General features: G+C 73.0%; 15 protein-coding genes. 6 read left to right on the top strand and 9 right to left on the bottom strand.

The genetic code is table 11. The annotated features are described in order from the left end of the window. Positions 1–76 precede the first annotated feature (76 nt). Positions 77–292, bottom strand: a complete 216-nt coding sequence (locus tag JQN84_RS10180; protein WP_204958071.1) for a hypothetical protein — start codon at positions 290–292, stop codon at positions 77–79. Positions 293–360: 68 nt separating this feature from the next. Further along, positions 361–1,515, bottom strand: a complete 1,155-nt coding sequence (locus JQN84_RS10175; RefSeq protein ID WP_204958070.1) for an alkaline phosphatase PhoX — start codon at positions 1,513–1,515, stop codon at positions 361–363. Between the two features lie 314 nt (positions 1,516–1,829). Between JQN84_RS10175 and JQN84_RS10170 the strand changes: the two genes are divergently transcribed. Genes JQN84_RS10170 through JQN84_RS10160 form a run of 3 tightly spaced genes read left to right on the top strand, consistent with a single transcriptional unit; the run spans position 1,830 to position 3,451 of the window. After that, positions 1,830–2,933, top strand: coding sequence for a 3-deoxy-7-phosphoheptulonate synthase (locus JQN84_RS10170; RefSeq protein WP_204958069.1), 1,104 nt, complete (start codon positions 1,830–1,832; stop codon positions 2,931–2,933). A 37-nt stretch (positions 2,934–2,970) separates the two neighbouring features. After that, positions 2,971–3,213 (top strand): hypothetical protein, encoded by a 243-nt coding sequence (locus JQN84_RS10165; RefSeq protein WP_307821129.1) that lies wholly within the window; start codon positions 2,971–2,973, stop codon positions 3,211–3,213. Positions 3,214–3,241: 28 nt separating this feature from the next. Beyond that, positions 3,242–3,451: a hypothetical protein gene (locus tag JQN84_RS10160; RefSeq protein WP_204958068.1), complete on the top strand. Its 210-nt coding sequence runs from the start codon at positions 3,242–3,244 to the stop codon at positions 3,449–3,451. Between the two features lie 67 nt (positions 3,452–3,518). Here the strand turns inward: JQN84_RS10160 and JQN84_RS10155 are convergent, their stop codons facing one another. The 3 genes from JQN84_RS10155 to JQN84_RS10145 all read right to left on the bottom strand — a co-directional run bounded on the left by JQN84_RS10155 (position 3,519) and on the right by JQN84_RS10145 (position 4,757). Continuing rightward, a complete protein-coding gene (locus JQN84_RS10155) occupies positions 3,519–4,061 on the bottom strand; it encodes a DUF1360 domain-containing protein (protein WP_204958067.1) in 543 nt (180 codons plus the stop codon). Between the two features lie 61 nt (positions 4,062–4,122). Beyond that, positions 4,123–4,440 carry an SRPBCC family protein gene (locus JQN84_RS10150; protein WP_204958066.1) on the bottom strand — a complete coding sequence of 106 codons (318 nt, stop codon included), beginning with the start codon at positions 4,438–4,440 and terminating at the stop codon, positions 4,123–4,125. Then, positions 4,440–4,757: a DUF6158 family protein gene (locus JQN84_RS10145; RefSeq protein WP_204958065.1), complete on the bottom strand. Its 318-nt coding sequence runs from the start codon at positions 4,755–4,757 to the stop codon at positions 4,440–4,442. The genes JQN84_RS10150 and JQN84_RS10145 overlap by 1 nt, the downstream gene beginning before the upstream one ends. A 139-nt stretch (positions 4,758–4,896) precedes the next feature. Here JQN84_RS10145 and JQN84_RS10140 point away from each other — a divergent pair, with 139 nt between their 5' ends. Both JQN84_RS10140 and JQN84_RS10135 read left to right on the top strand, forming a co-directional pair. Next, entirely contained in the window at positions 4,897–5,316 is a 420-nt protein-coding gene (locus JQN84_RS10140; protein WP_204958064.1) for a hypothetical protein, read from the top strand. A 24-nt stretch (positions 5,317–5,340) separates the two neighbouring features. Further along, positions 5,341–5,670, top strand: a complete 330-nt coding sequence (locus tag JQN84_RS10135) for a DUF3817 domain-containing protein (protein WP_204958063.1) — start codon at positions 5,341–5,343, stop codon at positions 5,668–5,670. Positions 5,671–5,691: 21 nt separating this feature from the next. On the opposite strand, the gene JQN84_RS10130 is transcribed toward JQN84_RS10135, so the two are convergent. Then, positions 5,692–6,207, bottom strand: a complete 516-nt coding sequence (locus tag JQN84_RS10130) for a DUF6232 family protein (RefSeq protein WP_204958062.1) — start codon at positions 6,205–6,207, stop codon at positions 5,692–5,694. A gap of 481 nt (positions 6,208–6,688) precedes the next feature. Between JQN84_RS10130 and JQN84_RS10125 the strand changes: the two genes are divergently transcribed. Next, positions 6,689–7,672 carry a C40 family peptidase gene (locus JQN84_RS10125; protein WP_204958061.1) on the top strand — a complete coding sequence of 328 codons (984 nt, stop codon included), beginning with the start codon at positions 6,689–6,691 and terminating at the stop codon, positions 7,670–7,672. Positions 7,673–7,743: 71 nt separating this feature from the next. Here JQN84_RS10125 and JQN84_RS10120 read toward each other — a convergent pair whose 3' ends face one another. The 3 genes from JQN84_RS10120 to JQN84_RS10110 form a co-directional block, all read right to left on the bottom strand. After that, a complete protein-coding gene (locus tag JQN84_RS10120; protein WP_204958060.1) occupies positions 7,744–8,733 on the bottom strand; it encodes a sigma-70 family RNA polymerase sigma factor in 990 nt (329 codons plus the stop codon). A 449-nt stretch (positions 8,734–9,182) separates the two neighbouring features. Further along, complete coding sequence (gene murQ, locus JQN84_RS10115) at positions 9,183–10,157, bottom strand: N-acetylmuramic acid 6-phosphate etherase (protein ID WP_372445957.1); 975 nt, start codon at positions 10,155–10,157, stop codon at positions 9,183–9,185. Then, on the bottom strand, positions 10,154–11,068 hold the full coding sequence (locus tag JQN84_RS10110; RefSeq protein WP_204958059.1) for a MurR/RpiR family transcriptional regulator: 915 nt from the start codon (positions 11,066–11,068) through the stop codon (positions 10,154–10,156). Before JQN84_RS10110 ends, murQ begins: the two co-directional genes overlap by 4 nt. Between the last annotated feature and the right edge of the window lie 76 nt (positions 11,069–11,144).

Below are 11,144 nucleotides of genomic sequence, written 5' to 3'. Positions count from 1 at the left end.
CCCGACGCTATCCGATCTCCACGCCCCGGTGGCGACGTGTCGCCACCGGGGCCTGCGGGTCAGCGGTCGGGACGGGTCAGTCGGGGGGTTCGATCGGGGGGACGGTCTCTTCGGAGGTGCGGTGTTCCAGCACCGTGTCGGGGGCGGCCCCCTGGTCGGCCGCACGGAGGTCCGACTCGGCGAGGATCGCCTCGGCCTGGGCCTGCGGGTCGTCGCTGCCCACCGCTGCCTCCTCGGGCAGCAGGTGGGCCCGGGACTCCACCCGGTCCTGATCGCTCTGCTCGTGGGTCATGCGCATCCTGTTACCCCGTCGGCCCGCCCGCCACGCCGCCGGGCGACACCATGCCGGTCCCCCGCCGGTCAGCGGAACGGGCCGCGCACCTCGTAGGTGATGCCCCCGGCGGAGATCCCGGCCGTGCCGCGCTGGGAGGAGAAGTAGAGCCGGCTGCCGTCCGGGGAGAACGCCGGGCCGGTGATCTCCGACGAGGACTGCCCGGTGATCCGCAGGAACGGCGTCACCACCCCGGTCGGGGTGATCATGTTGATCTCCATGTTGCCGCCGTCCTCGGCGACGTAGAGGTCACCGGAGCGGGTGCCGGTGATGTTGTCCACCCCGGTCAGCGGCGCGGCGCCGCCGGTCACCAGCGAGTCGTCGTACGCCAGGTCGATGCGCTGGCCGACCGCGTCGTACGCCCAGACCCGGTTGTCGCCCTTGGTGGTGAACCAGCAGGTGCCGTCGGCGTACCAGCAGCCCTCGCCGCCGGTGAACCGCTTCGCCCCGGCGACCTGGTTGCGGGTCGTCGTCGGCGAGCCGTCCGGGTCGGGCACCCGGGCCCAGCTCACCGGGCCGCTGGTGGCGGTGCCGGCGACCAGCACCTCCAGGGTGCCGGTGGAGAGGTCGCCCCAGACGGTGGGCCGGAACCGGTAGAAGCAGCCGTCGGTCTCGTCCTCGGTCAGGTAGATCACCTGGCGGACCGGGTCGGCCGCCGCCGCCTCGTGCTTGAACCGGCCCAGCGCCGGCCGCTGCACCGCGGCGGTGCCGCCCTGCGGGTAGGTCTCGTGGACGAAACCCCGGCTGATCTCCTCGCAGGACAGCCAGGTCCCCCACGGCATCGCGCCACCGGCGCAGTTCTGGTTGGTCCCGGACAGGATGCGGTACGCCGAGGTGACCGTGCCGTCGGCGGCGAACCGCAGTGCCGACGCGCCGCCGTTGGGGGTGATCTCCGAGTTGGAGACGTAGATCCAGCCGGTGCCGGCGGCGAAGCAGGCCCCGCCGTCGGGCGCGGGGTGCCAGGTGTACGAGGTGCCCGGCACCGTCTGCCGGGAACGGGCGACCACCCGGCTGGTGAAGCCGGCGGGGAGCTGGATGCCGTTGCCGTCGGCGGTGCCGAGCGGCCCGTAGGGGCCGGTGCCCGGTTGGGCCGGTGCGGCCGACGCCGCGCCGGACCAGAGGCTGCCGGCGAAGGCGGCGGCCCCACCGGCGACGGTGGCGCGCAGGACGGTACGACGGTCCATCGGATACCTCCGGGGGATGCGAGCGGTGCCGCCGAAGTTACCGACGGTGGCAGTGACGGAGGTGAACGTCAGGCGAGGAGCGGCCGACGACGGGATGAGTCCTTCCCTCCGGTCGGGTACGCTTGCTGGCGTGACGCGTACGTATCCATGGTTTAGGCAGCCGGCTGCGGAGCCGGTGACCTCACCATGAGCTGACGTCACCGCGTTTCGAGCCGGCCGGGCAGGAGCCTTCGAGCTTCCTGCCCTTCTGTTTACGAGCAGCCGGCTCGACCCGGGCACCGGCCCCGGGCACGGTCGGCGGAAGGATTCCCACCGTGACGACCCCGGACAACGGGCCCACCCCGGACAACGGCGCGGTCATCGACCAACGGATCGACCGTGTCGTGCCGCTGACCACCCCCGCCCTGCTCCTGCACGAGCTGCCCCTGGACCCGCCGCTGGCCTCGGCCGTGCTGGCCGGTCGACGCGACGTCGGCCGGGTGCTCGACCGCGCCGACGACCGCCTGCTGGTCGTGGTCGGCCCGTGCTCGGTGCACGACCCGGCGGCGGCGCTGGAGTACGCCCACCTGCTGCGTGCGGCCGCCGACCGGCACGCCGACGACCTGCTGGTGGTGATGCGGGTCTACTTCGAGAAGCCGCGTTCCACGGTCGGCTGGAAGGGCCTGATCAACGACCCGGCGCTGGACGGCTCCGGCGACGTGAACACCGGCCTGCGCACCGCTCGGGCGCTGCTGCGCGACGTGGTCCGGCTGGGGCTCCCGGTGGGCTGCGAGTTCCTCGACCCGATCACCCCGCAGTACATCGCCGACACGGTGGCCTGGGGCGCGATCGGGGCCCGGACGGTGGAGAGCCAGGTGCACCGGCAGCTCGCCTCCGGCCTGTCCATGCCGATCGGGATGAAGAACCGCCCGGACGGCAGCATCGGCACCGCCGTGGACGCGATCCGGGCCGCCGAGGTGCCGCACGTCTTCCCCGGCATCGACGTCTCGGGCACCCCGGCGATCATGCACACCCGGGGCAACGCCGACGGGCACCTGGTGCTGCGCGGCGGCGGGGGCCGGCCCAACTACGACGCCGCCTCGGTGGCCGGGGCGCTGGAGCTGCTGCGGGCGGCCGGGCTGCCGGAGCGGCTGGTGGTCGACGCCAGCCACGCCAACAGCGGCAAGGACCACCGCAACCAACCGAAGGTGGCCGCCGACGTGGCCGCCCAGCTCGCCGCCGGGCAGCGCGGCATCGTCGGCATCATGCTGGAGAGTTTCCTGCTTGAGGGCCGTCAGGACCTGGACCCGACCCGGGAGCTGACCTACGGCCGGTCGGTCACCGACGCCTGCCTCGGCTGGGACACCACGGCCGAGGTGCTGGAGCAGCTCGCCGTCGCGGTGCGGGCCCGTCGGGCCACCCTGCCCACCCCGGCCTGACGGGTTTGACCGTTTCGGCCCCGGGTAGCAGGGCGGGGTGACCGACGACGCCGCCACGCCCGACGACCTGCCCGGGACCGCCCGGCCGGACCTCCCCCAGCTCGACGAGCTGCTGGACGAGATCTACCACGGCCAGGAACGGCTCAGCCAGGCCGACATCTACCGTTCGGCGGTCGGCGCGGACCTGCCGGCGGAGCTGCTCACCCGGGTCGCCGCCCTCCCCGAGGGGGAGTACGCGGTCGACGAGGTGGCCGACCTGCTGGGCGGGTCGGCGGGCTGACCGGCGACGCCGGCGAGAGGAGATCGAGATGTCCGACCAGAACGAACGCCACGAGCGGGTGCCCGCCCTCGGCCAACCCCCCGAGGGGCTGGACACCCTGCCCGAACCGGACTTCGCCAACGAGCACGACCGGACGGCGGTCGACCGCGACGTGATCACGGGCGCGGACGCCGACGAGCGGGAGCCGGAGGCGTCGCGCGGCTGGGCGGGCGAGGACCACGGCACCACCCCCACCTGAGCGGGCGGCGACGGATGACGGACAAGGGGCCGGCGGACACGATCCGCCGGCCCCTTCCGCGTACGGGTCACCGCTCGTCGTGCCGCCCACCCTCGGCGGCCTGCTGCGCCACCGCGTACCCCATCTGGAGGAAGTCGGACGCGGCGACGGCGGTCAGCGCGGTCGCCACCAGCCGGGTCAGCCGGGGGGCCAGCACCAGGCCGCCGGTGAGCCCGGTGGCCACCCAGACGGCCAGGCAGAACGGGCAGCTGAGCAGCTCACCGATCGCGTGTCGGGTGGAGCTGCCCTGGTCCCGGACCTGTTCCATCACCTCGCCGCTGCCGATCGGGCGGTCGTAGCGGGTGAACGGGGCCCGCAGCGGGCTGGTCACCGCGTCCTTGGACAGCAGCCGGCTCAGCTTGTGGGTGGCGACGGCGAGCAGCACCACGTCACCCGGGGAGGGCCGCTCGGGCACCGGCCGGCCGGTCGCCTTGACCAGCGCCGCGATGGTGGCGGTCACCCCGGCGTAGGTGCCCATCGCCGCGAGGTAGCCGTCCAGCGGCCGGTGCTCGTGCGGCGCGTACGCCTGGCGCAGCCGCGCCACCTTCTGCTTCACACCACCGTCGGTCACCGGGTCTCCTCGTTCGTGGGCCGCACCGTCGGGTACGGCGCGTCGGGGTGGGCGGGTGGGGTCAACCCGCGGTCAGGTTCTCGGCGACCTCACGTTCGAGGTTGACGAGCGATTCGTCGGCGAGGCCGGCGTCCGAGCCGGCGGGCAGGTCCAGCCGGACCCGGGCCCCGCCGGAGTCGGCCGGGGCGACCCGCAGCTCGGCCGTGCCGTCCGGGCCGTCCCAGCGGGCGTGCAGTTCGTCGTCGGAGCGGCTGCTCGGGGTCGGGCCGTCGGTCCGCAGCTCCCCGGGCAGCCAGGCGTCGATCCGCTCGGGGTCGGTGGCGGTGCTGAACACCACCTCCGGCGGCGCGGACATGCCACGTTCGGCGCGGGTGCCCATCAGGCGTCCCGCAGCCGGTGCGGGTCCACCTCGCGGCCGGGGTGCCGGGCCAGGTACTCGGTCTCCAGCTCGGCGGTGCGGCGCAGGTGGTTGGCGAGCGCCGAGTCGGCGGCGTGCCGCAGCGTGTCGAGCCGGGTGCGGTGCAGGCTCTGCAACTCGCGGATCAGGTCGTCGTCGGGGAGGTCGGCCGGGTCCACCCCGAGCAGTTCGCCGTCGGTTTCGGTGACCACGGTGGCGGCCCGGTGGACGTGGTCACCGTCCCACTCCGGCATCCGCTGCTCGGCGCTGGTGTCGGAGCGGTGTACTGAGTCGGTCATGTCGCCCCCTCGGGTTCGACTGGTCTGGCTGTCTAGACGGTTGCCCAGCCGTGCTGGCACCAAACCAGCCTGCGCCGCCCGGCGCGGCGACTACGACGTCGCGTCGGAGAGCGCGGGTCCTCCCGGTACCCTCGACGGCATGAAGCGGCTCTGGACCCCGGCGTGGATCGCCCGCCACGTGGCCCTGGTCGTCCTGGTCACGGGATTCCTGGCGCTGGGTTGGTGGCAGATCAGCCGGGCCGCTTCCGGTAACACGCTGAGCTGGGCGTACGCGGTGGAGTGGCCGATCTTCGCCGGTTTCGTGGTCTTCGTCTGGTGGCGGGAGGTCCGGCACGCGCTGCGCGCCCCCGCCGCGACGCCGTCGCCGGACGGGGTGACCCCGGCCGGGCCGGCCACCCCCGGGCCGGGCACCCCTGCGGTACGGCGTCCGGTGCGGGCCGCCCGGGTGCCGACGCCCCCGGTCGACGGCGCCGACGACGCCGACCTGGCCGCGTACAACCGCTATCTGACCTGGTTGAACGCCAATCCGGGCGCGAGGCCCGGCGACTATCCCGGCTGAGGCCGGTCGGAAGGACGGACGACGGTGGGCGGAGCCCTTACCCGGTACCGCGTGATCGCCTGGATCGTGGGCGTGGCGCTGGCCGTGCTGGTGCTGATCGGCATGCCACTGAAGTACGCGTTCGACGAGCCGATCGTGGTGGCCGTCGTCGGCACCGCGCACGGCTGGCTCTACCTGCTCTACCTGGCCGCCACCTTCGACCTGGGGCGACGGGTGGACTGGCCGCTCAAGCGGATGCTGCTGGTGATGCTCGCCGGCACGGTGCCGTTCGTGTCGTTCGTCGCGGAGCGCAGGGTGACCCGCGAACTGGGTGCCGCCGCGCCGGCCCGTACGCCGGAGCCGGTCGGCCGCTGACGGCCGGCACGCGGACGGGCCTCAGCGCACCGGTCGGAAGTAACCGGCGGAGGTCGACGGGTCGTCGGCGTCGGGGTAGCGGTGCTGCTCGCGGGCCTGGTGCAGGGCGTCGACCACCTGCTCGAACTGCTCCAGGTCGTCGCTGCTGAACAGCAGCAGCTCGGTGCCGTGGCAGTGGCCGTACAGCTCGTGGGCCGGTGGCCGCCAGCGGTCGCCGAGCAGCACCAGCAGCACCGGCAGTAGGCACACCACGCCCAGCGCCAGGTACGCCCCGGCGGTGAGCCGTTCCAACCCGCCGGTGAAGCCGAGCAGGACGCCGACGGTTCCCGCCCCGACGGTGGCGCAGGTGACGACCCGGGCGGCGAGCCGGTCGTGCGGCCCCCGGCCGGTGCGCAGGTGGGTGAGGTCGGCGACGGCGTAGCTGCTGTGGCCGGCGGTGAACCGTTCGGTGGTCACCACGATGCCGGGTCGGGCGTAGAGCAGGGTGGTCGGTCGGGACCAGTGTGGCGGTCGGGTGCTGGCGCGGTCTGCCTGCACGGCGTCCTCCCGGGGGGCCGACGGAGCCGGTCGTCCACGCCAGGCCACCTGCGTTCGGCGGGATTCCCGGCGGGTGCTCCATTCTGGTGCCCGCCCCGCCCGGCCCGCTCTCCGATTTCCGACAGTTCCGGCGAGCGCCACCTACCCGACGCCGACATCTGACCACCAATTCGGTTTTATCCGGCTTTACCCGCGCGATCCCCACCGGTATCCGCCTGGAACGACGAATCGGATCTTCCTCGCCTACCGCGCAGAACGCGATCGCCTGCCGTCCGCCCCGCATCAACGGCGTCACCTGCCACAACGACCCGCCGACGCGCTCGGCCAACATTCGCCGCTGCTTTGTCTGCGCGTCACTCCCGCCACAGGTTAGGTTGATCGGGCCGGCTCGGTACACGGCCGTCCATCCGGACGGGCCCGGGCCGGTGTCGCCGGGGGCTCAGCATCCTCCGACGACCGGTGGGAGAGGAGTCTTCCGCTCTTGTCGTCCTTACGGATGCTGCTGCGCACCCTGGCGGTCGCCGGCCTGTCGGCCGCGTTGATCGCCCCGTCGGCACCGGTCCGGGCCGAGCCCTCGGTCGCCGACCTCACCGCCCGGATCGAGCGGTCCTCCGCCGAGTTGGAACGGATCGTCGAGTCGTACAACAAGCTCAACGAGGAGATCAAGACGAACCAGGCCAGCGCGGCCGGCCTGCACGCCAGGATCGGCCCGCTGGAGGTCCAGGCCGCCCAGAGCCGGGCGGCGGTGGGCCAGATCGCGGCCACCGCGTACAAGACCGGCGGGCTACGCACGGCCGAGGCGGTCCTCGACCCGGCCGGCGGCTCGCTGGTCGACCGGTTGGGCACCCTCGACCAGCTCACCCGGCACCGGCAGCAGCAGATCGACGGGTACACCGCCGACCAACGCGCGCTGCTGGACCAGAAGACCAAGCTCGACGCCACGCTCGCCAAGCAGGCCGCCCAGTCCCGGGCGCTCACCAAGACGAAGAAGCGGATCGAGCAGGACCTGGCGGAGCTCTACGAGATGCGGCGGGCGGCGTACGGCCGGGCCACCGAGGCGCCGGTGAAGAAGCCGAAGAGCGCCGCGCCACCCGACACCTCCGACACGCCTGCCGTCTCCGGTGGTGCCGGGGCCGCCGTCCGGTACGCCTACGGCGCGATCGGCAAGCCGTACGTCTGGGGGGCCGAGGGGCCCGGCGGGTACGACTGCTCAGGTCTGACGCTCGCCGCCTGGCGGTCCGCCGGCAAGCGGCTGCCACACAACGCGGCGATGCAGTGGAACGCCACCTCCCGGGTCAGCCGTAGCGAGCTGCGCCCCGGCGACCTGGTCTTCTATTCGGGGTTGGGGCACGTCGCGCTCTACGTCGGCAGCGGTCAGGTGATCGACGCGCCGAGCGCCGGACGCAATGTGCTCAAGCGGAAGATGAACATGATGAGCATCGCCGGCTACGGCCGGGTCCGCTGACCGGAACCACAACGGCGAACGGCCGGCGTCCCCCTATCGGACGCCGGCCGTTCGCCGTCATTACTACCAGCTCAGGCCGCCTGGAGGCCCTCCGCACGGGCCAGCTCACGCAGCCGGCCGAGCGCCTGGATCTCCAGCTGGCGGATCCGCTCCCGCGACAGCGAGAACCGGGACGCCACCTCGGTCAACGAGTGCTCCCGCCCGTCCTCCAGGCCGTACCGGGCCCGCATGATGCCGGCGGACCGGTCGTCGAGGTGGTTGAGCAGGCCCTCGATGCGCTGCCGCTCCAACCCGGTGAGGACGATGTCCTCCGGGGACGGGGCGTCGCTGTCGGCCACCAGGTCACCGAGGTTGGTGTCGCCGTCGTCGCCGACCGGGGTGTCCAGCGACACCGTGTCCTGCGACCAGCGGACCAGCTCGTTGACCCGCTCGACGGTGACGCCGAGGGCGGCCGCGATCTGCTCCGGCTCCGGGTCGCCACCCAGCTCACGGGTGAGCTGCCGGGCCACGTTGCGCATCCGGTTGACGTCCTCGACCAGGTGCACGGGCAGCCGGACGGTGCGTTCCTGCTGCGCGATGGCCCGGCTGATCGCCTGCCGGATCCACCAGGTGGCGTAGGTGGAGAACTTGTAGCCCCGCTCGTAGTCGAACTTCTCGACCGCGCGCACCAGACCGGTGTTGCCCTCCTGGATCAGGTCCAGCATGGGCATCCCGGAGCGCACGTACCGGCGGGCGATCGACACGACCAGCCGCAGGTTGGCCCGGATGAAGAGGTCCTTCGCCCGCTCCCCCTCGACGACCAGCCGCTCCAGGTCGTCCCGGTCGACCCCGGCGGGGACGCGGTCCTCGCCGAGCAGGTGCTCGGCGTAGAGGCCGGCCTCGATCGCCTTGGAGAGATCGACCTCCCTGGCGGCGTCCAGCAGTGGCGTCCGGGAGATCTCGTGAAGGTAGACGCCGACCAGGTCACGCTCCTCGGCGACCTCGTCGGTTCGCATGCCGATGTTCTTGTCCACGGTGTCCACGGTCCCCTCGCTCGCGCCGGTTGCCCGGTTCCTTGCCATCCCCACGTCCATCAGCCCTCCCCCGTGCAACGCCCCTGCTGCCCGCCGGTGCTGACACCTGCACAACAGTCGAGACGGGTCGGGGATTCCATGTCGTGAGTCGAAAGTGTCACGAATGCCTGAGTACCAGCTGAAAGCCCGGTCCACGTTTGCTGTCAGCGGCCCTGCGGGGCCACCCGGCGACCGCACGATCGCCGCTGGTCGGCACGCTTGTCGGCGGCCGTACGCCGGACCCCGCGTCACTGCGGCGTCCCGGTAAACCGCGACCCTCGTCACCGCCCGGCTGCGACCGGAGTCACTGCCAGATACGGGCCGGTGGACCGGTCGGTTCACCGGGCGGTCCTGGATTACCCCACGCCCCTGACAACAATCCGTGGCGTGGCCGACGTCCCCCCGGCACGGTGTTCTGCGTCACCCCGCGGGCCGGCCCCCGGTGTCGCGCCCGCCGGTCAGGAGGCGAGCAGGGCGATGGCGCCCCTGACCTGGTGCGCGGTCCGGGCCAACGCGGCGCGGGCCGCGTCGACCTCGGCCCCGGACAGCAGCGAGACGAGTGCCGTCTTCAGGTCGCCGTCGGCCTCGTGCAGGGCCCGCCGGGAGACCTCCTCGGAGCAGCCGGTCGCCTCGATCAGGATGGAGATCATGCGGCCCCGCAGCTTGGCGTTGGTGGCCACCATGTCGATCATGAGGTTGGAGTAGACCCGGCCCAGTCGCACCATCACCGCCGTGGAGAAGGTGTTCAGCACCAGCTTCTGCGCGGTGCCCGCCTTCATCCGGGTCGAGCCGGTCACCACCTCGGGGCCGGTGTCGACCCCGATGACCACGTCGACCTCGGCCGCCGCCCGGACCTCCGGATTGGCGCAGAGCAGCACGGTCGAGGCCCCCCGCTGCCGGGCCGCGTCGAGTGCGCCCAGGACGTACGGGGTGCGTCCGCTGGCCGCCAACCCCACCACCAGGTCACCGGCGGTGACGCACCCGGCAGCCTCGCGGGCCCCGCCGGCCCGGTCGTCCTCGGCGTCCTCCACGGCCTGCCACATCGCGTCCGGCCCACCGGCCAGGTGGGCGCAGAACCAGCCGCGCGGGGAGTTGAAGGTGGGGGCCAGCTCGGCGGCGTCGATCACCCCGAGCCGGCCGGAGGTGCCGGCCCCGAAGTAGTGCACCCGGCGCCCACCGCGCAGCGCGGTCACCGCGAGGTCGACGGTCACTGCGATCTCGTCCAGGACGGCCGCCACCGCCGCCGGCACCCGCCGGTCGGCATCGTTGATCACGCGGAGCACGTCCCGGGTCGACATCAGGTCGAGGTCGGCGCTGTGCGGGTTGCGCCGTTCGGTCGGGGCACCGACCCGGACCACCGGCCGCAGGTCGACCACGTCCTCCTCGTCCCGCTGCCCCACCACGTCGTCCGGCCCGACCCGGCCGGCGGTCACGAGCGCCTCCGACTGCCGCCGACCCGGTGTGTTCGCACCGCCTCGGCAGTGACCTCCAGCGCCCGCCGGGCCCGGGCCCGGTTGCGGGCGGCCACCCCGACGAAGAGGCAGTCCACCACGGTGAGCTGGGCGATCCGGCTGGCCATCGCCCCGGACCGGTACGTCGTCTCGCGGGCGGCGGTGGTGAGGACGAAGTCGGCCCGTTCGGTGATCGGCGACCGGGGGAAGTTGGTCAGCGCGACGGTGACCGCCCCCCGGGAGCGGGCCTGTTCGAGTACCTCGATCACGTCGGAGGTGGTGCCGCTGTGCGAGATGCCGATCGCCACGTCACCCTTGCCGAGCAGGGCGGCGGAGGTCAACGCGGTGTGCACGTCGGGGAAGGAGAACGCGATCCGGCCGATGCGGTGCAGCTTCTGCTGGAAGTCCGAGGCGACGAAGCCGCTCGCGCCGGCACCGTAGACCTCGATCCGGCCGGCGCTGACGATCGCCTCCACGACCTGCTCGCAGACGGTCGGGTCGAGCTGCTCGGCGGTGTCCTCGACGGCCCGCGCGTCGTTGAAGGAGATGGTGGCGATGATCTGGGCCAGGTCGGCGCCGGGTGGAATGTCCCCGCCGACCACCCGGGCGTCCGGCGGTTCGATCCGGCGGGCCGCCTCGGCCGCGAGCCGGATCCGCAACTGCGGATAGCCGTCCATGCCGACGGACCGGCAGAACCGGATGACGGTGGCCTCGGAGGTCTCGGCGGCGGTGGCGAGGTCGGTGATGGTCCGTCGGGCGGCATCGGCCGGATCGGCGACGACCAGTCGGGCGACCCGCTGCTCGGCGGGGGACAGCGACGGGAGCAGGCCACTGATGTGGACGATCAGTCCACCCGGCTCGTAACTCGCGGAAATCTTCGGACTTTTCGCCACGGATGAAACTTACTTTCATGAGCCCCGAGCGTCAACCACGACCGCGCGGATCCGACAGGAAGTATCCCCCGGTCCG

Source organism: Micromonospora humidisoli (genome assembly GCF_016900955.1).
In the GTDB taxonomy this organism is placed as follows: Bacteria; Actinomycetota; Actinomycetes; order Mycobacteriales; family Micromonosporaceae; genus Micromonospora; species Micromonospora wenchangensis.
This window is presented reverse-complemented; position numbering and strand designations above follow the sequence as displayed.